The sequence below is a fragment of the Paenibacillus aurantiacus genome, from assembly GCF_042431225.1.
Lineage (GTDB): Bacteria > Bacillota > Bacilli > Paenibacillales > Paenibacillaceae > Paenibacillus_Z > Paenibacillus_Z aurantiacus.
This window is the reverse complement of sequence record NZ_JBHMDO010000003.1, coordinates 1-21080: the sequence shown is the minus strand read 5'-3', so window position 1 is coordinate 21080 and position 21080 is coordinate 1. Positions and strand designations below refer to the sequence as shown.

Here is a 21080-nt window from a genome sequence, read left to right as displayed (position 1 = left end):
TCCCTGCTCAGGAAGGACCAGTGCTGGCATGAATTGCCCCAATGGGGATGTGAGTAGAGAATAATGAAAATTGGAGATGCGATATTTGAAAAAGATACTAGCACTACTTATATTCGTACTAATTCTTTCTAATATCACTACTTTTTATTTATATCAGAGATCAGAAAACACCATTGCAACACTACAACAACAATTGACTGCTACTAATGAAGTTAAGGGCGTTTCAGGAATTGATATTATAGATCTGTTAAAGTTATTAGCAATAGACAATGATGGTGGCAATATTACAACGTTAAACGATTGGAAAGTGCTCTCGGACAATGAGAATATTGAGTGGGAGACAGAGGGAATTGGGAATGGGGAGCGGAGAGGTAAACTTCTAGTATTAATTAATGGGAATTGGATACCTAGATTAGAGAAAACCGTTGAACCAACCTATTGGGATCTTCATTTATATGGTCCGAGGGCTGGCGTCAATGAATTTAATTTATCTATACCCATTAACTCTCAAGAACTAGGATTTGACCTCGCCTCTGAGTTAGAAAAGAAAGGCATTCAATTTGAACAAATTAAAGGGTTTAACGAGGCTGCTTCTTTTGGGAACATGGGTTATGTAATTAACTTTCCAAATAAAAGATCAATATGGGTTAATTATTCTTGGTCGGCAGGTACGGCGGGATTATCAGTTGACCTACAAGGGTATTACGCAGTTGAAGGACTCGATGAAATTGAATATAACTCCTAACCTTTGTGACGTTGGGTTAATGGGGCGTCTAATAAGGCATTACGACAGTCGGTCAGAACGATCGGCTGTCTTTGTTAAACTAACTGGAGACGATAGCTCAACAATCAACGACGGCAGCCGGTCAGATAGATCGGCTGTCGTCGTTGCGCTAACGAGCAGGATAACGTGGATGTAACCAGAATTACATTCATATCCTGGTAATAACTAGAGGTGCATAATGGGAACGGATATTCATTGTTTTGCAGAAGAAAAAGTGTATGAAAATGAAGGTGTAAACAGAATTAGCAAATGGGTATCCACTGATAAACAAGCAGTTGGGCAGGTGACGTTCCTGATATCGACGAACCCCTGATTTGGATGGTCCTAAGAAAGGATATGGTCTTCACAGATAGAAATTATGAGCTCTTTGCAATCTTGGCCAATCAACGTAACCCCGAGAACATGCCTTATATCTGTGATCCACGTGGGTTGCCCGAAGACGTTAGCCCAAAGATCCCGCCTCAAATCATACTTTTAGAAGGTCATAGTACTACGTGGTTTACTGCAAAAGAACTGATAGAATATAACTGGGACCAAGTGTTTGAATATGAAGATGAGACTATGGACGGCGAGAAAATAATTGAATCGGTTAATTATCGGGAATGTGGACGGAGATTTTTGGATGCCTTAAATCGTATTATTGGAAGTAAGGACCCTTCGGATGTTAGACTAATCATTACATTCGATAATTAGTTGATTGTTGCGCTAACGGGAACGTTAGCTGAATCGAATCATGACTTGCAGCGTCCGCGTTCGTCACGCTATTGGGCAGGGACAGCGTAAGGGATATCATTTTTAATCGAATTGAAAACTAATTGGGGATGTATATAGAAGGAGAATGCAATATTGGGTCCATTATCAACGATCGGAATAATTGGCGTAATTTCTGGTGTTCTGCAAATCACAATCCCAGAAAAATTATTAAGTTTAAATTTCATTGGGGTTAGATCAAAAAAAGCAGTAAAGGTTGGAGGTTACCTAACTCTACCCGTTGGACTCGCTATTATTTTTATAGATGTGATCCTTATAAAGTAGGTCATATTAAATCCATCGTTACGCTCCCTCGAAATGATTCAGTTTCCTCACTCAGACTCCTGAATTCGCAGGATTTCATCCTGTAGTTAGAATGAAGAAGACGATGTGAGAGGAGTCGGCGGCGGACAGAAGTAAAAATGGGCATGCGGGAATAAAGGTGAAAACTACGCCACCCATATTGTTCCATTATACGCACGTCTCCACGTCGCCCTAGCGATTCTCGCTCCCATGTCTCAACGGGTCATAGCCCTTTCATTCCTTCGTCACATCTAACTACGGGGTGGAGGTCGGTCTTTCTATCGGAACGGGTCATAGCCCTTTTGCGCAACGTCTCCCGATACTCCGTGCTTCTTGTCATCCTGCGAATGCATGAGCTGATGAGGATCGACCGATCTTAGGCTGCTTGCGGGAAAACTCTGGTTGAATCATAGGCCTCGCTACTCTTAGCTAGGCCGACTAACAGACGAGCTACTTTGCTGCATAACTTCATGATGGATTTCATCTTTTTCAGCTTCTTTTCCTCCACATTGTAGCGGTGTAAAGCCCCAATTTCCGGGTTTGTCATGACCATGCACATCGTCATGAGATAGAGAAAATGACGCAGACGTGTACGCCCTCGTTTACTGAGCACCATCTTTCCACGCCACTTCCCAGAACTAGCCTCCGCAAGATTCAGTCCAACGTGCCGAAGCAGTGCATTTCCATGCGAATAGCCGCTTAAATCACCGGTCTCACCGAGAACACCCGCAAGACACGTAGCACTGACGCCCCGTATTTCAAGCAGCTTCTTTGCGTATGGAATACGTTTAAGAATGCCGTTCAGCTCGTACTCAATTTGTTCAAGCTGACGCTGAGCCAGGTCATATTCCTCTAGCAGATGGCCAAGATGAAGCTTGTATGCGCGGAGGGACTGGGTGGCACCAACACTGGACTTCGCTAGTGTAATGAGCAGTTCAGCACGCTTAACGCCAGCATGACGTTTAACATATTGCTTCCAACCGACCAAAACTTGTTCTGTGTTTAACCGACTGATCTCGCTGGGCAAAGGAAAGAGTCTGAGCGTTGCGATTGCACTTGTGCAGGTAAGGATTTTGAAGACTTGGCGCAGTTCGGGGAAAACGATATCTACCCAGCGATGAATTTGGTTAACTGCACTGTTCAAGCGTTTGGTAACCGTCTCGCGGTTTGCCATGAGAATACGTAGTTCCTCGTAGGCTTCTGGATGAAAGCGAACGGGAGAGTAGTACCCGTTTTTGATCATATCCGCGATGATCAGCGCGTCCTTGCGATCGCTTTTAGAAGGCGTATTGTCCCGGTTTTCCTTGTTCTTTTTGACGAGATGAGGATTAACCAAAACAGCCTCAATGCCTTGCTCGACAAGCCAGCGTGCAAGGCTGAACCAGTAGTGGCCGGTCGGCTCCATGCCAACGATGATGCTGCTCAGACTGTAGGACTGGAGCAGATCCTGCACCCAACGCTCGAATAACTTAAAACCTTCACAATGGTTGCCAAACTCGAGCGGAGCGCCTAAAGCAATTCCTCGAAAGCTGACAGCTCGAGCCACATGAACTTCCTGGGCGATATCTACGCCGATGACAAGGTGTGAAACGGTAATGTTTTCAATGAGTTGATTTTGCTTGTCCTGTGCCTTAAACTTCATAGTAGAGCGACCTCCTGATGGGCTTTTTGAGGCTTTTGACCTCGTGCGTAACCCCATCGTACCGGAGGCGCTCCTTTTTGTTCAAACGCCAAAATATTCGTTTTACAGGAATTCTATCGGGAGACGATAGTTGAATAAATCTCAGCGGCGGCCGATCACAACGATCGGCTGTCTTTGTTGAACTAACGGGCAGATTAGTTTCAATGATTACGAGTAGTTCTATGATTCCTTATGGAACCGACTAATTGTTGTTTATCCCATTTTTACGTATTATGGAAGTTAGAAGATCGTATATCAAATAGAAAGGAATTCTATATGATGTATCAGTTTTGTGTGAGTAATAACCATAATATTTTTTTCGGAAGTTCAAAAATTCTCACTCCAGAAATCCAATCTGGAAATGAGATAGCTCAATTCAGGGGTTCATTATTGACCTTGTTTGGACAACCCGATTATAAAACTTCTGATGCAGAAAATGCGTTTCAGTATGTCATTACAGCTACGGACAATGCTGGACAATCGTATGATTTGACTGTATATCAAGGCCCCAGTGGTCTTGCAATTGGGAGTCCTGGGATAGATCCCTTTACTAAACAGGTGGCACACTCATTCGTTCATTATGTAAAGGAAGCCTCACCTGCTGACTTCGAAGAAACAATGATTTACCAAGATACTGGATACACGTTAGTCTACGGTTGTAAGGACGGGGTTTGTTATTATAGAGAAACTCCAATGTTTACGACCATAGAACAAACTAGTAAGGGACTACTGGATTTAACACAAAGCCAGTTGGATGAGGTTCTTATAATTGATTTCGCGAATATAAAGGATTCGGATGATTTATGGTTCTGGAAGAACGATTTGCTCAACTTATCCAGTGTCCATTTTCCAACGATTCGGGACTTAATGCGAAAGGACTTAATTGTAGCTCTGAATAAAACTATCGGTTTGGAAGAAGTGAAACTGATTGGGTTAGATGAAGGTTTTCGTCCAGAATTCAGTACCGGCACTCCTGAAATGGCTTTTATTGCTTTGGCAGAAGTCTGGGCTTGGAAAATGACTGCAGGTAAGCCTTCTAAAAAGAGACGCCTTAAATGTTCCTCATTTGCTTGGACGCTTGCGCGTGCTGCTTATGGGTTTTATGGAGGGAATTTAGATAAGACTCATGCGCAGGCAAATGCTTTATTTGAAGCGTATGAAGATAAAATTTCTTCGCAGGAAGACACGCTTCGATTCTTCTACACATTACTCGATCTCTTCGGATTTAAGCGACTAAATTAGCAAAGGTTGTTGAACTAACGGGAGACGTTAGTGAAGAGTGGCAGAAGGAGAACCGAACAATGAGTAGATGGGGATATAGAGTTCTCAAAAAGAAATGGAATGAAGAATTCACATCTTATGCCGTTTGTGAAGTTTACTATGACGATGAGGATAAACCAACCTCTTGGACTTGGGATAAGAATGTTATGAATAGGTATTCTTATGAAGACCTCAGATCCAATATTGACCTCATAAGACAGGCTTTCGAACAACCAGTGCTCCAAATAGTTGGTGATGACGAATTTCTACAGGAGATAAATCCAGAGGATGCGAGCAATGATTGAACTATCGGGAGACGATAGCTGAATAAACCCACGACGGCAGTCGACCACATGGTCGGTTGCCTTTTCTAATGTCGGGCGATAGTAATATTAACTAATAATAGAATCCTTGTGTTCCGATGAAGTAATTAGGGCTAGGAAACACCTGGCGCTAATAAGTGAAATTCAGGTTATTTCATAATAGAGGAGAATAGGCGAGATGTTTAAGAAAATATTGTCGTGGTTTAAACTGTCCAGCGAAAAAGAAGCCCAAAAGACCTCTAGAAAACCCACATCACCAAACACGCCTAAGAAACGAACAATTGATTCATCAAGAATTGGAGAACTCGGTGAGTATAAAATTAACATTCAACTTGATCAACTTCCAAAGGATACAAAATACCTAAGTGATATTATGATTAAAAACCCCAAATCTCGTACCGGATATTCTCAAATTGACCATATTGTCATATCACCGAACGGATTGTTCGTCATTGAAACCAAGAACTACAACGGAGAAATTAAAGGAGGCCGTACGGATAAGTATTGGCGGGTTAGTAATAGATTCAACATGTTCAATCCTTTAAAACAAAACTATGGACATATTAAAGCAATTGAGCGTGTATTATCTGAATTTCCTGACTTACTATATATCTCAATGATCTCATTTACTATGCGATGTCGCTTTAGTATTGATCCTGATCTAAGAAAGATTGAATCCAATGAGTTAATTGTTTATGATACAGAACTATCAGAGTTTATTAGTCGTAAGATAAATAGAATTAGAGCTACTTCAGATAAAGTATTATTGACTGATGCTGAAGTACAAAGAATTTATGAAACAATTCAGGGTTCCAATATTACTGATCCTGTACTTAGATCAGAGCATGTAGCCAAGATAAAAAAGGAATAAACATTACTTTACTATCCATTGTGAAAGGAAAGACTCCGTTCAGACTCGCCTGGCCTGTGCACATTAGCAATCCATGAGAAACTGTGCATGCTGTTGGAAGATACAATGGAGAGGTAATCGAGGCTGCAATTAGAACCTCTAATCCTGATGATGAATGTGCGAGAAAACCTAGGGAGGAGAGCTAGTCGCATGGCAAAGATCGTTTACGCATTGAACCAGTCTCTGGACGGATTCGTCGACCACATGGCATTTCAGCCCGACTCCGTGCTGTACCGTCATTTCATCGACGACGTGCGCGGCCTGACGGGCTGCGTGTATGGGCGCCGTATGTACGAGACGATGCGATATTGGGACGAAGACCAGTCGGAATGGGATGCACCGGAACGAGAATACGCGGCGGCGTGGCAAAGCAAACCGAAGTGGGTGGTGTCGAGGACGTTAAAGTCCGTCGGTCCGAACGCTACTCTGATCGAAGGCGACCTCGCAGCGGCCATACGCGGCCTGAAGGCTCAGTATAAAGGGGAGATTGAAGTTGCCGGGCCGGAGCTCGCACACAGTCTAACGGAGCTCGGTCTCGTTGATGAGTATCGACTCTATCTTCATCCCGTCGTGCTAGGTCACGGCAAGCCGTTCTTCGCCGGTCCGCGGCCGCCGCTGCGCCTTGTGGCAAGCGATCGCATTGGCGAGCAGGTGATCCGATTGACCTACGTACCCGTCTAGTTGTGCGGTTGATCCAGCGGACTAAAGGGTACGTACTTTATAGCTTAATGATGACCCTGAATGCAGCCGGCCGCGAGGACCGGCTGTTTGTCGTTGCGCGATTGGGCATAGGAATGAAAATCCAAGGTATCATACAAGATCGCCGGCTTCAATGAGACCTTGTTTAAATCGGTTGGCAACAGAAAAGGTTAAGGAATCTGTCCTCGAAGGCAGCCGACCATGAAGATCGGCTGCCTTCGCTGCGCTTGCGGGAAGCGGGAATTACTTCGTGGAATTGAAGGTTGCTAGCTGGACTCGAACGCTTCAGGTACAGGTAATCGGTGTAGAGCTTTAATGTCTTGTAGCGGAGGAAGCCCGAAGTGCCGACGGTATTCCCGGCTGAATTGTGCGGGGCTCTCGTATCCGACCTCCAGCGCGGCGGACGTCGCGTTCACGGAGCCGCTTAGCATGAGGCGTCTCGCCTCCTGGAGACGGAGCTGCTTCTGATACTGCAGAGGAGCCATCGTCGTGACCGCTTTGAATTTGTGATGCAGTCCAGATACGCTCATGTTGGACGATCTGGCAACCTCATCGATCGAGAAGGTTCGGGTATAATTCGCCTTGATCCATTCAATGTTGTCCGGTGTGGAAGCCAAGGATGCAGGAGCGGCATCCGGGCTCGTCAACGTCGCGCATCAGACCGGAGCGTCGCTCGGGCTCGCGGTTCTGATCACCGTCTTCGAGGCGGCGAACCGATCGGCAGTGACTTCGGATACGTCTATGGCCCATGCGATCTCCGTCTCAATCGGAGGCTCGGCCATCTTCCTGACGGCTTCACTCGTTGCGGTCTTGATCTTCCTGCTGCCGGCAGATCGAGCGCGGCGCGCCGTGGCGCGGCTGGAAGCAGATCGATCAGGCGGGCGATGCTGAATCTACGATGGGGGAGCGAGCCTAAATAGGCTGCGCTCCTTTTTATATGAAATGTATAATGGACTTAATATAAGAGAACTCAGGAGGTATCAACACTACTAGGCTCAGAATAAGGGAATAGCAAACACTTAAAGTGCTTGTTAGAAGTTAAGTATAGTGGTAAGCAAAGGTGAGGGTTATGTTATGCCGAAAAATGATAATATGCTAACAATTCTATGGATGTTGAATTCGGGAGAGAAATTGACTGCAAAGCAAATATCGGAAAAATTAGAGATAAATATAAGAACAGTTTATCGGTATATTGATGCACTATGTGCCAGTGGCGTCCCTATCATATCCGACACAGGGCACAATGGCGGGTATAGCTTGCTGCACAATTTTATCCAATCTCCTCTGCTATTTAGTATGGATGAAAAAAAGTCACTGCTTCATGCTGCCCTATTTGCCAAAGAAGCCGGATATCCTTCGAGTGAGGCATTAGAGAATGCAACATCCAAGTTAAAAATGTATTCGAATCAGGAGCAGGAAAGGTTACTAAGCTATCATGTAGCCGGATTTGGAGTCATAAACCGAAGGGGATACCCTGCGGTTCAGCCGGTATTGCAGGAATTGGAGCACGCTGTAGCCAATGAATGGTCTGTAGACATTTCTTATCGCAACCGTCATGATGAGCAATCCCCCAATAGGGTAATAGACCCTTATGGAGTCGTGAATTGGAACAATAAGTGGTACACCATTGCATTTTGCCACCTGCGCAATGAGATCCGCAGCTTTCGGGTAGAACGCATACTGAACATCACACGCACGCCATTCTCCTTTAAGCGTCCCGGTGGTTTTTCAGCGCGTACTTTTTTTATTAACACTCTGTTACCTGATGTAGCAGGTAAATCCGGATTGATTACTTTCATTATTGGGGGTAGGGCAGAGGCGTTGGATGATTTATGCATACATTGGTTTTTGGAGCATCATTTGCAGGAGCGGACATCGACGCAAGCCATTTTTTTACTTGAGGAAGAATACCTGTATGCACATGTTCCGAATATCCTTCTTCCCTATGGGAAATCCATTCAAGTGATAGAGCCACAGAATCTAAAGAATAAGCTTGTGGCGCTTGCTTCAGAGTTAATGGAATATTATCAAGCTTAACAACTTCACTGACAGCAGTTGTCAGTGAAGTTGTTTTATTATAAGGATACCCGCTCATTACAGATGAATGGTTGCTGGTACCTACTAAATTTGATGAGGAGCATTTAGAAAATGAATCATACCGCATATCTTTATGTGTTTGATACCATGTCCGATTGGGAGATAGGTTATGTAGCCGCCGAACTGAACTCTGGGAGATACTTCAGACAAGGGCTGGCTCCGGCAAAAATAGTCACCGTTGGGATCGAAAAGACTCCAGTAACTACAATGGGCGGATTGAAAATAATGCCTGACATTACAGTGGATGAGTGCAGCATTAAGAGCGTGGATGCACTGATTTTACCTGGTGGAAATACATGGACGGAAGCTATTCACGCGCCCGTATTAAAAATTGCCGAGATGTGTTTAAAGGAAGGAATAATAGTTGGAGCAATTTGCGGTGCTACCTTCGGACTTGCTCAAGCAGGATTGTTAGATTCACGTTGGCACACAAGCAATGATTTGGCCTACCTTAAAATGATTTGCCCTTCTTATACGGGCGAAAAATATTACAAAGTGGAATCTGCTGTTACCGATGGGAAATTGATCACTGCATCCGGAGTAGCTCCATTAGAATTTTCTGTTCATGTTTTAAAAGTGCTAGATGTATTTTCTCCCAAAACATTAGACGCTTGGTACCGTCTTAACAAAACTCAAGAACCTAAATATTTCTACGAGTTAATGAATTCAATCCAATGACAGTATAGGGATATAAGGCTACTTTTTCCTAAGCTAACATGCAAAGAGCCTCCTTCTATAGCGAAGGAGGCTCTTTGCATATTGCGCATAACGAGGGGATCAATCGTATGCGCGCATTCTCGCGATCAAGTTGTCGAAATAGAGGTCGATCGCGGAGTCGTCTTCGTCCATCCATTTCTCGTAGAAAACCTGGTGCTTCATCGTCTTGTAGAAGTCCATCAGCGCCTGCTTCAGCGTGAGATTGTGCAGCATCAGCCACTTGGGATCCGATAGCTTGCGAAAGACAAGATCGACTTGGGTGAGATATATGCGCGTATTGATCGGGAAAAATACGCCAAGCGCAATGCCGCTATCGAAGTAGTCGGCGAGCTTGCTCTTGCATAGCTCTACGGCTTGCGCTAGCTTGACCGACAAGTCAGGATAAGTCGCGTTCAGATCCTGAAGCAGGGCATCCGTCAAGTAAAAGGACAGCTTAATCGTGAGCTTGAACGCTTGGGCGAACGATTCGTTGTAGAACTTGAGTTCTTCGGCGGATGGCCGCGAGAGCGGCTCCGGGGACAGTGTCGGAGGAGCCTCCGACAACATTTGATTGGACACGAACCTCGCGAATTTATCAATGATACATTCCGCTATTTCGTCCTTCGAAGCGAAATATTTATACATCGTCGCTTTGCTGATGTCCATATATTTGGCGGCCTCGTCCATTTTCAACGTGCTGAAGCCGTGTTTCTGGACATAGGGCATTAAGCGCAAGACAAGCTTCTCCCGTTTATCGAATAACGGATCGCATGGGGTTTCCGACATTCTGCAGCACCTCCTGGATGACCAATTTTAAGTATAGTACATTTCTTAAGCATTATAAACACACACTTTACGAATTGAACTTTTTTTATAAAATTAGTTTACTTTGTATGAAATGGTGTGCTATTTTAATTGCAAGCAAATGATTACGTTTGGAGGAGATGTACATGTCCGCAGAAGCCAGTATAGGCGAGTCTTTACCCGTTCGTTCGCTCCTTGCTCCGCTGATCGCGATTGTCGTTGGGTTATTCATGGTGATATTGGATACAACGGCGGTCAATGTTGCCATTCCGGTACTAGCCGATGACCTGCATAGCCCGTTGAGCCTCATTCAATGGACGATCACGGGCTATTCGCTAGCTCAGGCTGTCGTGATTCCTATGGCGGGATGGTTCTCCGACCGCTTCGGGGCGAAGCGGACTTTTATCGTGTCGATTATCTTATTCACGGTCGGTTCGATTCTGTGTGCATTCGCAAACACGGCGGAGCAGTTGATCGTCTTCCGGATCGTGCAAGGTCTCGGCGGCGGGATGGTCGTGCCGATCGCCTTCGCGATGACCTACCGGATCAGTCCACCCGAATCGGTGGGGAAGATTATGGGCATGATGGGACTGCCGGTACTGCTCGCGCCGGCGCTCGGACCGGTCGTATCCGGGTATCTGGTCGACTACGTCAATTGGCAATGGATATTTCTAATCAATATCCCGGTTGGAATCATCGGCGTGGTCATGAGCGCCATGTTCTTGCCGAATCTCCCGAGAAAAGCTTCCGCCCCGCTGGATTTCGCGGGTATTGCGCTTGCGCCGCTGGCCTTCGGCGGGCTGTCATACGGGCTGAGCGAGGCGGGAGAGGGGTGGTCTTCCGCGAAGACGATCGCCGGTCTAACCGTAGGCGCGGCGGCGATGGTTTTATTCGCGATCATCGAACTTCGGCGCAAGCAAGAGCCTTTGCTTGAGCTAAGGGTTTTCCGATCCATGCAATTTACGCGCGGGATCGTGGTGCAGTGGGTGATGCAATTCGCCATGTTCGGGCTGATCTTCGCCATCCCGTATTTCATGCAGCGTCTGATGGGAATGAGCGCGTTCGAGGCAGGATTATGGACATTGCCGCAGGCGTTGGCCTCCGCTGTCATGATGCCGTTCAGCGGTCGATTGTTTGACCGAATCGGCGCACGTCCCCTGGTGATCGGAGGGTTGATCTTGATTACGGTCGGCGCCTATCTGCTCTCGCTCATCGATCCGAGCGACAGTCCGTGGTTGTTCTTGACTCCTCGTGCGCTGATCGGGTTCGGAACGGGGCTATCCTTCATCGCCTTGAATACGCACTTAATCCAAACAGCGCCAAAAGAGCTGGTCGGAAGGGTGACCTCGTTGACGAACGCTGCCCAGCAGGTCGTCGGGTCGTTCGCCATAGCGGGATTGACGACGCTGCTCGTCAGCCGCACCGATCATTATGCCCGCCAAGGCGAGACGCCGATTCCGGACGCGATGGCACACGCGTTTCACAATGTGTATCTGATGATCGCCATCCTCGCGGCAGCAGGATTGCTGCTGGCGTTCACGCTCAAGCGGCCGGCAAAGAAGCAAGGCGTTCAGCCGTCTGTCGTGATGGATACAGGCCTGTAATGAAGTAGGCCGATCATATAATAGAAAGTTTGAGGGCCATCCCGTGCGGGATGGCCCCTTTTTTGCTTTGTATTAGAGGGACACTTCATTACAATAATAATGTAGCAATAAACAATACTAATTTATTGTAAAACAATAAATCCTGTGATAAAGTCATGTTATAATTAAATTAGCGAGGTGCTCTTTGTGAAACGGGGAACAACACTCTTTTTGAAGATGGCTGTTATTCTTATGGGAATTCCAGTCCTTGCTTTTTGCATATTTGTAGTGCCGAGGATCGGGAGCTTCGCAGGGGAATCGTATCCAGCTATCGCTTATATGAAATCTCTCGTTCTACTCGATATGTACGCGGCGGCGATACCTTTTTACATTGCGCTGTATCAAGCTTTCAACCTTTTAAGCTATATGGATAAGAACCAAGCGTTCTCGGCATTATCCGTAAAGGCGTTAACGAATATAAAATACTGTGCCGTCACAATCAGCGCCGTGTACCTGCTAGGTATGCCGCTCTACTATCTCATGGCGAAGAGAGTGGACCCGCCAAGTTTCATGCCATTCAGCTTGCTCATTATTTTCGCCTCTATGGTGATCGCTGTTTTTGCTGCTGTTCTCCAAAGACTTTTGCAAGAAGCCATTCATATAAAGTCAGAAAATGATTTCACGATCTGAGTTGAGCATCATGGCGACGATCATCCCTGTTGAACAAAAGCGACAGAGACACATCAAGGGAAGGCTAAGCTAGCGGAAGACGTCAAATAAAAGAACCGCCCTTCGGCATTGCCGGTAGGGCGGTTCGTTGTGTTGTGCAGCGACGATTGCGCTTATTGAGCGTTCTGCAGGTGCTCTTCCAGACGATCCCAAGTTTCCGTGATGCCTTGCTCCATGCCCATGTCCAGCACCTGCTGCAGTGCTTCCGGGGACGCGTAAGTTGCCTGGTTAATTAGCTTTGTTTTGCCTTCGAATTCCACGAACTGAAGGATGATATCTGTTGACGGCATATCCGCAGACACATTGCCTTCGCTATCGGAGAAGTAGTCGGTGTACGCGATCTGCTCGTTCGTTGCGATTGCCGCGTAGATGCCTTTGCCCCATGACTCCATGCCATAGAAATCGCCTTGCGCCTTGTCTTCGCACTTCATGCAGTAATGCCAGATGCCGCCCGGGCGGAAGTCGACGTTGCATACGGGAATAGACCAGCCGCGCGGCCCCCACCATTGCTTCAGCTGTTCCGCATCGGAGAATGCTTGGAATACAAGCTCGCGAGGGGCGTTAAATACGCGCTCCAGCGTCAATACGTTTCCTTCTACTTTGCTCAGCATTTGGTTTGTCATGGTTTGTTCCTCCTCGAATTTTGGGTTTTCATGCTTTCGGTTTCGCTTGCAGCTGTTGCAAATATCGCTCTAAGTTGTCGTAACGCTCGTTCCAGATCCGCCGGTAACGTTCCAACCATTCATCCAGTACTCTCAAAGGCTCGATTCGAAGCTTGTAGTTCCGCCGATTCGCATCCGCTTCGACATCCACCAGGCCGGCCTCCAACAGGACGCGCAAATGTTTGGACGCTTGGGGCTGCCTTAACTGCAGCCTATCTGCGATCTCGCCCACGGATAGGGGGCCGCCCGCCAGTAAATCTACGATACGTAATCGGTTCGGCTCTGCCAGAGCGCTAAACGTCGTTGTGCTGTCCGTCATTCGGTGCCATCACCTCGTTTTAGCGGTGCCTCTTGCTTACATTCATAATATACCAAATAGGGAATATTCCTGTCAAGGAATAAACTAAAAATTTTGGATCCCATGGAACGGGTGGGTGCTTTGCTCTGCTAAGAAGGCATGGCTATCAGCTTAGCTGAAGCCGATCATGCCGATCGGCTGTTTTAGTTCAACCATCCAGCAGTCTAACGCAAAAAACCGGCAACAATAATGTACCGGTTAGATGACGATTCCTAAAAATACCATGAATAAATAATAGTCTATAAAAAAATCCAACATACACTTCCATAGCAAATCAAAAACATCAACTGTTTTTTTTAACAGATGAAATACCCGAAGTAAAAAGCATCTCGATCAAACTAATTAATTGATCTGGGGGTAAATCTTTTTGCCTTTGCTGCCAAAGACGTAGCAGTGAAACAGAAGTTGAGATGTGAAATTCCAAAAGATAGGGCGTTACTGAATGATCCTGAGGGAAACAGTACGTTTGCTCTTCAGAAAAAAATTCACTTTTTAACTTTTCTATAAAGCGAAAATTTCCGTAATCCCCCAATAAAGCATTTAGGGATGCCCCTTTTTCCTCGAAAAGTAGGAGCAATTCTATTGGTTTTATTTCTCCTTGCTCTGTATGTTTCAATTTTCCCCGGATATAGTCTAATATTTCATTTTCGACGTGACTAAGCAAATCGTATACATCGGTAAAGTATTGGTAAAAGGTACTTCGGTTATATCCCGACTTGTTCGAAATCTCCTGTACTGTGATTTTCTCGATCGGTTTTTGGCAATAAAGTTCACAAAAAACGTTGATAAATGATTGCCTTGTTTTTTCTGTTATTTCAGGTTGCTTTTTCATCTCTTGCCCCTTTCGCAAGCAAATACGATCCGACAAATAAAGTGAATTTGTTGGTTGTTGAATGGGAAAAGAAGTCGTAAGATTTTATCATACAACACGTTGTCTTATAGTCAAGATACGAGGAGGATAAGATTGAAACCAGCCCTTAGAGAGTATGACAGAAGCGAACGAAAGAGGATTATGCTATGAAAATACTAGTCTACGGTGCCGGAGTCCTCGGTAGCTTGTACTCCGCCCGCCTGCATGAGGCTGGGCACGACGTCGCGCTCCTCGCTCGAGGCAATCGGTTGGCGGCGCTGCGTGAGCACGGGGTGCAGCTCGCTGAGGGAGACAGCCCTGTCGTAAGGAACGTAAAGGTGCCGATCGTGGAGCGCCCTACAGATGGATATGATCTGATCATCGTCTTTGTCCGTACCCATCAGGTGGATGAGGTGCTAGAGTCACTGACTGGTCTCGAAGCCGACGTGCTGTTCATGCTCAACTGGGCCGCCGGGGCGGAGCCGCTGGGTGCGGTGATTGGTTATGATCGAGTGCTGCTAGGCTTTCCCACAGCTGCCGGCACAATGGACGGCGACGTGGTCCGCTCCCGCGCGACCAACAACATAACTCGCTTATTCCCGACCCCAATCGGTGAATCCGATGGTCATATCACTCCGCGACTAGAACGGATCTTACGGGAGTTTCGTACCGCCGGGATCAACGCCAAGGTGGAGCCAAAGATTGATGCCTGGCTTAAGACGCATGCAGCTTTCGAGGTGCCACTGCTGCAGGCGGTGAACGCGGCGGGTGGTCCAGTAGCGCTGGCAAACGATCCGAACGCGCTCCGTAGCATGATTCGTTTCATGCGGCAGAACCTGACTGCTATGCCGAATCAACCTGTCCCTAGCGGATTCTCTGTGTTGAGGTTCCTGCCGGAAGGGCTGCTTATAGCCATGTTTCGGCGCTTCTTGCGGAGCCCGACGGCCGCACAGCTCAATAGCCCCTCGCCTGCCGCAAAGGCCGAGCTTGAGAGGCTGGCTGAACAGATACGTGACTATGCCGAGATCCAGAAAGCATCGGAAGGAGCATAGATTACGTTGTGGGATCACTAACCGGATAGAAAGGAGGGATTCGCTGATGGTATATGAAATGAGAACCTATACCGTAAAAGTAGGGAAGTTGAATGAATATATCAAGCATTTTGAGGAAGTAGGTCTTCCGATCATATCGAAATACGCCAAACTAATCGGGTACTGGTATACGGATATCGGTGAATTGAATCAGGTTATTCATATTTGGGAGTATGAGGATCTCAACCAACGGGCCGCACGGAGAAAAGCGCTGTACAGTGATCCAGAGTGGTTGGAAAAGTTTGTCCCGATTGCGCTGCCGATGTTAGATAAACAAGAGTCGAAAATTATGTATGCGGCTAATTTTTCGCCAATCCAATAACGGCGGAGAATAAGGGGAGAATGGAGAAAGGAACCGAAAACTTGATGACAGGCAGGAGTTGGATGCGATGATCAATGGCTTCGGCGGCATATTCTGGAGAACCCAAAACCTTGAGGGTGTAAAAAAGTGGTACAGCGACGTGTTGAAGCTTGAAATCGGAAATTGGAATGGGACCGTGATCAAACCTAAAGAAGGCAATGAGACAATCTTCTCGTTCTTTGCCGAGGATGACGCTTATTTTCCGGCCGAGCAGCAGGTGATGCTGAATTTCCAAGTCGATAGCATCGACGAGATGATGCAGCATCTTGAACAAATCGGCGTACCGCTTGCAAAGCAAAAAGAGAGCAGCGAATATGGATCGTTTATTTGGATTGAAGATCCCGAAGGCCGGTTGATCGAGCTGTGGGAGAAGTAACGATGCTGCAGGTGCAACGGCAGCACAAAGCTACCATAGCGGCGGGGCGTCGTCATACCGTTGGGCTTAAGTCTGACGGCACGGTAACGGCTGTCGGAGATAATAAATATGGTCAATGCGAGGTAAGCGGCTGGCGCGATATGATAGCGGTCGCGGCTGGCAATGTTCATATGGCGACGAACACGGGCAATGCGCATACGATCGGTCTTCGATCTGACCGTACTGTGGCGGCCGCGGGGTGGAATAAGTATGGCCAATGCGAGGTCGACGACTGGCGCGATATCGTAGCGGTTGCGGCGGGGTGGCGTCGTACCGTTGGCCTTCAATCGAATGGCTCAGTGGTGGCAGTCGGCCGCAATCAGGATGGTGAATGCAACGTAGGCGACTGGCGGGATGTGGTGGCGATCGCGGCTGGCGACTGGCATACGATCGGTCTTAGATGGGACGGAACGGTGACAGCCGTGGGCTGGGATATGTATGGCCAATGCGAAGTAAGTGATTGGCACGATATCGTGGCGGTTGCGGCGGGCTGTGCGCATACCGTAGGGCTCAAATCGGACGGCACGGTAGTTGCCGTCGGTGATAATGAGTATGGCCAATGCGAGGTAAGCGGCTGGCGCGGCATCCAACTGCCGGCGAATTGCTAGGTCAGAAGAATAATGAAAACAGGCTTCCGGAGCGTCCGGAAGCCTGTCGTATTTTTTGGCTATCCATTGTTCAATAGAAAGATGAGTTTGGATGATGATGCGGAGCTGTACATAGCTCGGTTATCGTGCCGCAATGGAAGAAGCTTTGGCGATCGCCATTTCGGTCATAGGTATAGTGGGTGTAGACGAGCATCCGACTCAGATCGACAACTTGACTTACGGTATAGACTTCTTCCAGCCAATACATAAAGTAAACGCACGGGGCGATCTCCACATAGTTAAACGGATAGTAACCTTTGAGTCCCTTATGCTGCCCTGCAATCCCTTCATCATGACGATGCGTGGCGTCAAAGAAATGAATGATGAAGACATTGCCGTCCGTGTAATCATAGCGATAGGTCTTTCCGGCGTAGACAGGGACGCCATGGCCATGTTGTACATAACGAAAATCGGGATGATGCATACGATACTCCTCCTTTTTGTGAGCAGTATATGCACCATCTAGGCGTATGCTCTACCGCATAAGGCCTATTCCCTCTTCGCCGCGATTGTTGCGTCGGCAGCTCTCTCCCTCCGAAATCTAACGTTTGTACATGCCAACAAATTTCCTTCTTGTAAAACGGAATAGCATCCTTTATTATATTTGAGACCGATCGGTATCAAATTTAATGAGGTATGTTGGAGGGGATTCTGTGTATCAGATTATGATTCCGGATAGTAAGCTGGCTCAAAAAGCAACTCGCCTGGTTTATGAGATTTCTCCTGATTTTCTGTACAATCACTGCCTGCGTACGTTTGCATTTGGGGATGCCCTAGGCCAGAAGTATGGGCTTCGCTATGACCGGGAATTGTTTTTTCTCGGCGCGGTGCTGCATGACATTGGGTTAACGGATCATGTATGCCGACATCATTCATTTGAACACGAAGGTGCCGACTATGCGGAGAAATTTCTTTCCACGCATGGGATCTCTCGAGAGAAAATCGATGTCGTGCGAGAAGCGATTCTCTTACACACATCCGAGATTGCGGGAGAGAAGCAACCCGAAATCGCATTAGTCCATTTTGGTGCCGGTATGGATATTCTTGGTTTGCGTGCAGAGGATTTCTCCGAGGAGATCGTAAAGACAATTCTGGAAGCTTATCCGAGGCTCGGCTTCAAGAAGGCGATTATCGAATTGATGAAATACGATGCGGAATTGAAAAATAAAGAACAGCAACAGAATAATTTAAGTGCAGTGTTACTTCGAATGGGGTTTGTACGTTGGGTGTTGCATTCGCCATTTACAGAGTAGAGCGGCAACGAAGTGTTGAATACGGTAGCAATTAAATGGAGCACATTCATTTAGCCTAAAAAAGAAGACTGACAATTGATCGTCAGTCTTCTATTTGTGCTGTATAATGGAAAAAAGTGAAATGGGAGGAATTAATGTGAAGATCAGTCGAACCACGGATTTTGAGCTGCTCGCCAACCTAAATAAGCCCATACATGATTTGCATGTCGCCTTGTATCCCGAACATTTCACGGCATATAGCTTTGCGGCCATGAGAGATGCTTTTGAACGCTTCGTGCATAACGAGAACTTCATTTTCCTGCTTATGGAGGATAACGATGAGCCTCTAGGTTACGCATGGATAGAGATGAAAAACTATTCGCAAGGTACTTTCGTTAAACAACGGAAATCCGTATTTGTGCACCAGCTAAGCATAGTGGAGAGCCAAAAGCGAAAAGGATACGGATCGCACCTAATGAACCATATTTATGATTTGGCCAAGTTAGAAGGGATCGACATGGTTGAGCTGGATTACTGGGTTACGAATGAACAAGCAAAGAATTTTTATGATAAACAAGGTTTTACCGCCTTTAGGAAGTATGTTTATAAGAACGTATAATACCAAAAGGACGAATCCAATGGTTGACCCTTTGTCGATAATACTTTGTTAGTTAGTCGATGTTGAGAACATAATCGAAGGAGCTGCTGAGCTGTAAAATATAGCGGAGCTCTTCGTTATTCTCTCGCTGGGCTGGCTTTATTGAACCTTCTTCATCTTTGTATTCACTCACCCTCGTCATCTGCTCCTTATGATTTGTATAATAGTAGCCGGCATCGGTCTTGTGGAGGCTATACTCGCCTTCGAAGTAAAGCTCTAATTCTACTCCTTTGTTCCCACTGCCTGGGAAAGGGAATAACGCGGCGTCCTTATAGTACTTGATAATATCTTCTTTACTCAGTCTCGTGGAAAGCTGCATGGAAACGATCACAGGCATATATCCGCCGCTTCCAAGCAGGTGGCCGAACGAATGACCATAGAAGTAGTCACGCTCGATAATGCTTGTGTTCTCGGGCAGAGGGTACGAGAACAAATGACCGGCAAACCGTTTGGAAATGCGCTCTTGTTCAGTCAGCACGAAAATGAACCCTGCCAGAAGAACAAGCAGCAGGCTGCCGCTAATGAGAGAGAGCCAGCGTCGCTTCATCCTAATCCTACTCCCTTCCCTTTATCTAGATACTTATAGAACGAGTAAGGGACCGCTTTTGTTGGTAACAAATTGGCATTTTGATGGAGTCTCCTTACAAAATAGCTGCCAGGAGGAAAAGTGTATGAGCCAATTGGAACGATTTCAGCAGCTGCACAAATCGGATAGACTATTGGTGCTTGGGAACGCGTGGGATTTGCCCTCTGCGCGCGTTCTTGAGAAGGCAGGCTTTCAAGCGATCGGGACAACGAGCTGGGGAATCGCCGCCAGCATGGGGTATGCGGACGGGGAGGCGATCGATTTCGACCTGCAGCTCTCGGTGATCGAACGAATTGTGGACCATGTCCAGATTCCCGTTACAGCGGACGTCGAGTCAGGTTATGGACGTCATGATGAGGAGATTGTCGATAACGTATTGAAGGTGGCCCATCTAGGGGCTGCCGGCATTAACATCGAAGATTCGACGAAAGGTACGGCGGGGCTTAAGCAGCTCTCGGATCAGTGCCAGCTTCTCGCGAAAATGAGAGGCGCATTGGACAATCACGGGTTCAGCCACTTTTATATTAACGCGCGGACCGACGCCTATCTGCTTAATCTCGATCCGCTCAACGAAACGCAGACGCGGGCCAAAGCTTATGTAGAAAGCGGGGCCTCGGGGATCTTCGTACCTGGATTGAAAGTGGATGAAGAGATCCAAACGATTGCATCCTGCACATCAGCACCGCTCAATGTCATGGCGCTTCCCTGCCTTCCAAACTTTGATCAGCTGCAGAAACTGGGAGTCAGACGATTGAGCCTGGGCGGTGCATTGTACCGTAAAATGGCAGCGTTACTGGAGCAATGCGCGGCAGAGATGCTTCATTCTCGCGATAGCTCGATCGTATTCGAATAATGGGATGCCGTGAACGGCCAGGCAAATTCAGCGCGATCCCAATAGAAAAACCGCCCTATGCGGCGGTTTTTTTTAACGGTTGATTATCTTGGGACGTTACCACGTGAGCAATTTATAGCGCGTTCCGTCCGTTTTGACGCGATAGGCGTTTGATTTCCCTGAATATACACCCAGCCGCCGACAAGATATAGCGGAGCTATAGGGAAATTTATGTTATAATGCTTTGTTAAAGCAACGAGAATGGGGGGGAGTATGTTCATATTCACCTTGATGCCTATACTTTTTATTATACTGGGCATGGTTGGTTTGTTCTTTCCCAGAGCAATCTGGTTCTTGGGAGTTGGTTGGCAATTCAAGAATGCTGAACCAAGCTCAGCTGCTCTCATCTCCGCCCGCATAACTGGTCTAATGACAATAATTGCAGGTGTTTTTCTGCTTACTTCGGGCATACTTCCCAATTAACTTTAATGCTCATTAGCGAAACATTTTAAGGGAGTCGATAGCTGAATAAACTCATGAAGAGGCCGTCTCAAAAGGGTTGAAGTAAGTGACTCCTAACTTGCGAATGGCCTCCAATTGCACAAAAAATGGCGTTACAGGGTCTTATCCCTGTGACGCCATTTGCCATTTTCGGTCCACTGCGGCTTTTTTCAGCAAATTATGGGCAAGCGAAAACCACCCGACCTCCAGGCTCACTTTTGGCAAGCCCCGAAGCAGGAATCTTCGGAATCCCCGGTTGTTCTTCATC

The 21080-nt window shown here is 46.9% G+C and carries 25 protein-coding genes and 2 pseudogenes; 19 read left to right on the top strand and 8 right to left on the bottom strand.

Going from position 1 to position 21080, the window contains the following annotated elements; genetic code table 11:
• Nucleotides 1-85: 85 nt before the first annotated feature.
• Complete coding sequence (locus ACFFSY_RS00915) at nucleotides 86-745, top strand: hypothetical protein (protein ID WP_377488520.1); 660 nt, start codon at nucleotides 86-88, stop codon at nucleotides 743-745.
• Between the two features lie 885 nt (nucleotides 746-1630).
• Entirely contained in the window at nucleotides 1631-1819 is a 189-nt protein-coding gene (locus tag ACFFSY_RS00910) for a hypothetical protein (RefSeq protein WP_377488517.1), read from the top strand.
• A gap of 394 nt (nucleotides 1820-2213) precedes the next feature.
• Here ACFFSY_RS00910 and ACFFSY_RS00905 read toward each other — a convergent pair whose 3' ends face one another.
• On the bottom strand, nucleotides 2214-3479 hold the full coding sequence (locus tag ACFFSY_RS00905) for an IS110 family RNA-guided transposase (protein ID WP_377488514.1): 1266 nt from the start codon (nucleotides 3477-3479) through the stop codon (nucleotides 2214-2216).
• 315 nt (nucleotides 3480-3794) lie between these two features.
• On the opposite strand from ACFFSY_RS00905, the gene ACFFSY_RS00900 reads away from it, so the two are divergent.
• The 4 genes from ACFFSY_RS00900 to ACFFSY_RS00885 all read left to right on the top strand — a co-directional run bounded on the left by ACFFSY_RS00900 (nucleotide 3795) and on the right by ACFFSY_RS00885 (nucleotide 6692).
• Nucleotides 3795-4760, top strand: coding sequence for a hypothetical protein (locus ACFFSY_RS00900; RefSeq protein ID WP_377488511.1), 966 nt, complete (start codon nucleotides 3795-3797; stop codon nucleotides 4758-4760).
• Between the two features lie 59 nt (nucleotides 4761-4819).
• Nucleotides 4820-5083 (top strand): hypothetical protein, encoded by a 264-nt coding sequence (locus tag ACFFSY_RS00895; protein ID WP_377488508.1) that lies wholly within the window; start codon nucleotides 4820-4822, stop codon nucleotides 5081-5083.
• 196 nt (nucleotides 5084-5279) lie between these two features.
• Nucleotides 5280-5972, top strand: a complete 693-nt coding sequence (locus tag ACFFSY_RS00890; RefSeq protein WP_377488505.1) for a nuclease-related domain-containing protein — start codon at nucleotides 5280-5282, stop codon at nucleotides 5970-5972.
• Nucleotides 5973-6161: 189 nt separating this feature from the next.
• Nucleotides 6162-6692, top strand: a complete 531-nt coding sequence (locus tag ACFFSY_RS00885) for a dihydrofolate reductase family protein (RefSeq protein ID WP_377488502.1) — start codon at nucleotides 6162-6164, stop codon at nucleotides 6690-6692.
• A 284-nt stretch (nucleotides 6693-6976) separates the two neighbouring features.
• Here the strand turns inward: ACFFSY_RS00885 and ACFFSY_RS00880 are convergent.
• A pseudogene (locus ACFFSY_RS00880) lies at nucleotides 6977-7306 on the bottom strand (helix-turn-helix domain-containing protein); the annotation flags it as partial.
• Here ACFFSY_RS00880 and ACFFSY_RS00875 point away from each other — a divergent pair.
• From ACFFSY_RS00875 to ACFFSY_RS00865, 3 genes are all read left to right on the top strand, one after another.
• Nucleotides 7293-7601 carry a hypothetical protein gene (locus tag ACFFSY_RS00875; RefSeq protein WP_377489708.1) on the top strand — a complete coding sequence of 103 codons (309 nt, stop codon included), beginning with the start codon at nucleotides 7293-7295 and terminating at the stop codon, nucleotides 7599-7601. The pseudogene ACFFSY_RS00880 and the gene ACFFSY_RS00875 sit on opposite strands and share 14 nt — an antisense overlap.
• Nucleotides 7602-7784: 183 nt before the next feature.
• A complete protein-coding gene (locus ACFFSY_RS00870) occupies nucleotides 7785-8747 on the top strand; it encodes a helix-turn-helix transcriptional regulator (protein ID WP_377488499.1) in 963 nt (320 codons plus the stop codon).
• A gap of 111 nt (nucleotides 8748-8858) precedes the next feature.
• Nucleotides 8859-9485, top strand: coding sequence for a type 1 glutamine amidotransferase family protein (locus tag ACFFSY_RS00865; protein WP_377488496.1), 627 nt, complete (start codon nucleotides 8859-8861; stop codon nucleotides 9483-9485).
• A 99-nt stretch (nucleotides 9486-9584) separates the two neighbouring features.
• Here ACFFSY_RS00865 and ACFFSY_RS00860 read toward each other — a convergent pair whose 3' ends face one another.
• Complete coding sequence (locus tag ACFFSY_RS00860) at nucleotides 9585-10229, bottom strand: TetR/AcrR family transcriptional regulator (protein WP_446686125.1); 645 nt, start codon at nucleotides 10227-10229, stop codon at nucleotides 9585-9587.
• 224 nt (nucleotides 10230-10453) lie between these two features.
• On the opposite strand from ACFFSY_RS00860, the gene ACFFSY_RS00855 reads away from it, so the two are divergent.
• Both ACFFSY_RS00855 and ACFFSY_RS00850 read left to right on the top strand, forming a co-directional pair.
• Nucleotides 10454-11911 (top strand): DHA2 family efflux MFS transporter permease subunit, encoded by a 1458-nt coding sequence (locus ACFFSY_RS00855; protein WP_377488490.1) that lies wholly within the window; start codon nucleotides 10454-10456, stop codon nucleotides 11909-11911.
• A gap of 186 nt (nucleotides 11912-12097) precedes the next feature.
• A complete protein-coding gene (locus ACFFSY_RS00850; RefSeq protein ID WP_377488487.1) occupies nucleotides 12098-12580 on the top strand; it encodes a DUF2975 domain-containing protein in 483 nt (160 codons plus the stop codon).
• Nucleotides 12581-12732: 152 nt separating this feature from the next.
• On the opposite strand, the gene ACFFSY_RS00845 is transcribed toward ACFFSY_RS00850, so the two are convergent.
• The 3 genes from ACFFSY_RS00845 to ACFFSY_RS00835 all read right to left on the bottom strand — a co-directional run bounded on the left by ACFFSY_RS00845 (nucleotide 12733) and on the right by ACFFSY_RS00835 (nucleotide 14471).
• On the bottom strand, nucleotides 12733-13242 hold the full coding sequence (locus ACFFSY_RS00845) for an SRPBCC domain-containing protein (protein WP_377488484.1): 510 nt from the start codon (nucleotides 13240-13242) through the stop codon (nucleotides 12733-12735).
• Nucleotides 13243-13270: 28 nt separating this feature from the next.
• Complete coding sequence (locus tag ACFFSY_RS00840; RefSeq protein ID WP_377488481.1) at nucleotides 13271-13600, bottom strand: ArsR/SmtB family transcription factor; 330 nt, start codon at nucleotides 13598-13600, stop codon at nucleotides 13271-13273.
• Between the two features lie 322 nt (nucleotides 13601-13922).
• Nucleotides 13923-14471 (bottom strand): TetR/AcrR family transcriptional regulator, encoded by a 549-nt coding sequence (locus ACFFSY_RS00835; protein WP_377488478.1) that lies wholly within the window; start codon nucleotides 14469-14471, stop codon nucleotides 13923-13925.
• Between the two features lie 185 nt (nucleotides 14472-14656).
• Here ACFFSY_RS00835 and ACFFSY_RS00830 point away from each other — a divergent pair, with 185 nt between their 5' ends.
• The 4 genes and pseudogenes from ACFFSY_RS00830 to ACFFSY_RS00815 all read left to right on the top strand — a co-directional run.
• Nucleotides 14657-15541, top strand: a complete 885-nt coding sequence (locus ACFFSY_RS00830) for a ketopantoate reductase family protein (RefSeq protein WP_377488475.1) — start codon at nucleotides 14657-14659, stop codon at nucleotides 15539-15541.
• Between the two features lie 46 nt (nucleotides 15542-15587).
• A complete protein-coding gene (locus ACFFSY_RS00825) occupies nucleotides 15588-15902 on the top strand; it encodes an NIPSNAP family protein (RefSeq protein ID WP_377488472.1) in 315 nt (104 codons plus the stop codon).
• A gap of 67 nt (nucleotides 15903-15969) precedes the next feature.
• On the top strand, nucleotides 15970-16317 hold the full coding sequence (locus ACFFSY_RS00820) for a VOC family protein (RefSeq protein WP_377488469.1): 348 nt from the start codon (nucleotides 15970-15972) through the stop codon (nucleotides 16315-16317).
• 2 nt (nucleotides 16318-16319) lie between these two features.
• A pseudogene (locus ACFFSY_RS00815) lies at nucleotides 16320-16943 on the top strand (RCC1 domain-containing protein); the annotation flags it as partial.
• Nucleotides 16944-17034: 91 nt separating this feature from the next.
• Here the strand turns inward: ACFFSY_RS00815 and ACFFSY_RS00810 are convergent.
• Complete coding sequence (locus ACFFSY_RS00810; RefSeq protein ID WP_377488466.1) at nucleotides 17035-17427, bottom strand: MoaF-related domain-containing protein; 393 nt, start codon at nucleotides 17425-17427, stop codon at nucleotides 17035-17037.
• A 229-nt stretch (nucleotides 17428-17656) separates the two neighbouring features.
• Between ACFFSY_RS00810 and ACFFSY_RS00805 the strand changes: the two genes are divergently transcribed.
• Together ACFFSY_RS00805 and ACFFSY_RS00800 are read left to right on the top strand one after the other, a co-directional pair.
• Nucleotides 17657-18256 carry an HD domain-containing protein gene (locus ACFFSY_RS00805; RefSeq protein WP_377488463.1) on the top strand — a complete coding sequence of 200 codons (600 nt, stop codon included), beginning with the start codon at nucleotides 17657-17659 and terminating at the stop codon, nucleotides 18254-18256.
• A gap of 136 nt (nucleotides 18257-18392) precedes the next feature.
• Nucleotides 18393-18854: a GNAT family N-acetyltransferase gene (locus tag ACFFSY_RS00800; RefSeq protein WP_377488460.1), complete on the top strand. Its 462-nt coding sequence runs from the start codon at nucleotides 18393-18395 to the stop codon at nucleotides 18852-18854.
• A gap of 52 nt (nucleotides 18855-18906) precedes the next feature.
• On the opposite strand, the gene ACFFSY_RS00795 is transcribed toward ACFFSY_RS00800, so the two are convergent.
• A complete protein-coding gene (locus ACFFSY_RS00795; RefSeq protein ID WP_377488457.1) occupies nucleotides 18907-19440 on the bottom strand; it encodes a hypothetical protein in 534 nt (177 codons plus the stop codon).
• 124 nt (nucleotides 19441-19564) lie between these two features.
• On the opposite strand from ACFFSY_RS00795, the gene ACFFSY_RS00790 reads away from it, so the two are divergent.
• Together ACFFSY_RS00790 and ACFFSY_RS00785 are read left to right on the top strand one after the other, a co-directional pair.
• The gene (locus ACFFSY_RS00790; RefSeq protein ID WP_377488454.1) at nucleotides 19565-20332 is read left to right on the top strand and encodes an isocitrate lyase/PEP mutase family protein; all 768 of its coding nucleotides are present in this window, start codon (nucleotides 19565-19567) and stop codon (nucleotides 20330-20332) included.
• Between the two features lie 240 nt (nucleotides 20333-20572).
• Nucleotides 20573-20794: a DUF6199 family natural product biosynthesis protein gene (locus ACFFSY_RS00785; protein WP_377488451.1), complete on the top strand. Its 222-nt coding sequence runs from the start codon at nucleotides 20573-20575 to the stop codon at nucleotides 20792-20794.
• The last annotated feature ends 286 nt before the right edge of the window (nucleotides 20795-21080 follow it).

Bases quoted from the DNA above. Each gene is read 5' to 3' on its own strand.
- ACFFSY_RS00825 (WP_377488472.1), top strand. From the start codon at position 15,588: ATGGTATATGAAATGAGAACCTATACCGTAAAAGTAGGGAAGTTGAAT.
- ACFFSY_RS00855 (WP_377488490.1), top strand. From the start codon at position 10,454: ATGTCCGCAGAAGCCAGTATAGGCGAGTCTTTACCCGTTCGTTCGCTC.
- ACFFSY_RS00865 (WP_377488496.1), top strand. From the start codon at position 8,859: ATGAATCATACCGCATATCTTTATGTGTTTGATACCATGTCCGATTGG.
- ACFFSY_RS00820 (WP_377488469.1), top strand. From the start codon at position 15,970: ATGATCAATGGCTTCGGCGGCATATTCTGGAGAACCCAAAACCTTGAG.
- ACFFSY_RS00905 (WP_377488514.1), bottom strand. From the start codon at position 3,479: ATGAAGTTTAAGGCACAGGACAAGCAAAATCAACTCATTGAAAACATT.
- ACFFSY_RS00900 (WP_377488511.1), top strand. From the start codon at position 3,795: ATGATGTATCAGTTTTGTGTGAGTAATAACCATAATATTTTTTTCGGA.
- ACFFSY_RS00790 (WP_377488454.1), top strand. From the start codon at position 19,565: ATGAGCCAATTGGAACGATTTCAGCAGCTGCACAAATCGGATAGACTA.
- ACFFSY_RS00895 (WP_377488508.1), top strand. From the start codon at position 4,820: ATGAGTAGATGGGGATATAGAGTTCTCAAAAAGAAATGGAATGAAGAA.
- ACFFSY_RS00795 (WP_377488457.1), bottom strand. From the start codon at position 19,440: ATGAAGCGACGCTGGCTCTCTCTCATTAGCGGCAGCCTGCTGCTTGTT.
- ACFFSY_RS00860 (WP_446686125.1), bottom strand. From the start codon at position 10,229: ATGCCCTATGTCCAGAAACACGGCTTCAGCACGTTGAAAATGGACGAG.
- ACFFSY_RS00890 (WP_377488505.1), top strand. From the start codon at position 5,280: ATGTTTAAGAAAATATTGTCGTGGTTTAAACTGTCCAGCGAAAAAGAA.
- ACFFSY_RS00810 (WP_377488466.1), bottom strand. From the start codon at position 17,427: ATGCATCATCCCGATTTTCGTTATGTACAACATGGCCATGGCGTCCCT.
- ACFFSY_RS00845 (WP_377488484.1), bottom strand. From the start codon at position 13,242: ATGACAAACCAAATGCTGAGCAAAGTAGAAGGAAACGTATTGACGCTG.
- ACFFSY_RS00870 (WP_377488499.1), top strand. From the start codon at position 7,785: ATGCCGAAAAATGATAATATGCTAACAATTCTATGGATGTTGAATTCG.
- ACFFSY_RS00835 (WP_377488478.1), bottom strand. From the start codon at position 14,471: ATGAAAAAGCAACCTGAAATAACAGAAAAAACAAGGCAATCATTTATC.
- ACFFSY_RS00830 (WP_377488475.1), top strand. From the start codon at position 14,657: ATGAAAATACTAGTCTACGGTGCCGGAGTCCTCGGTAGCTTGTACTCC.
- ACFFSY_RS00785 (WP_377488451.1), top strand. From the start codon at position 20,573: ATGGGGGGGAGTATGTTCATATTCACCTTGATGCCTATACTTTTTATT.
- ACFFSY_RS00885 (WP_377488502.1), top strand. From the start codon at position 6,162: ATGGCAAAGATCGTTTACGCATTGAACCAGTCTCTGGACGGATTCGTC.
- ACFFSY_RS00840 (WP_377488481.1), bottom strand. From the start codon at position 13,600: ATGACGGACAGCACAACGACGTTTAGCGCTCTGGCAGAGCCGAACCGA.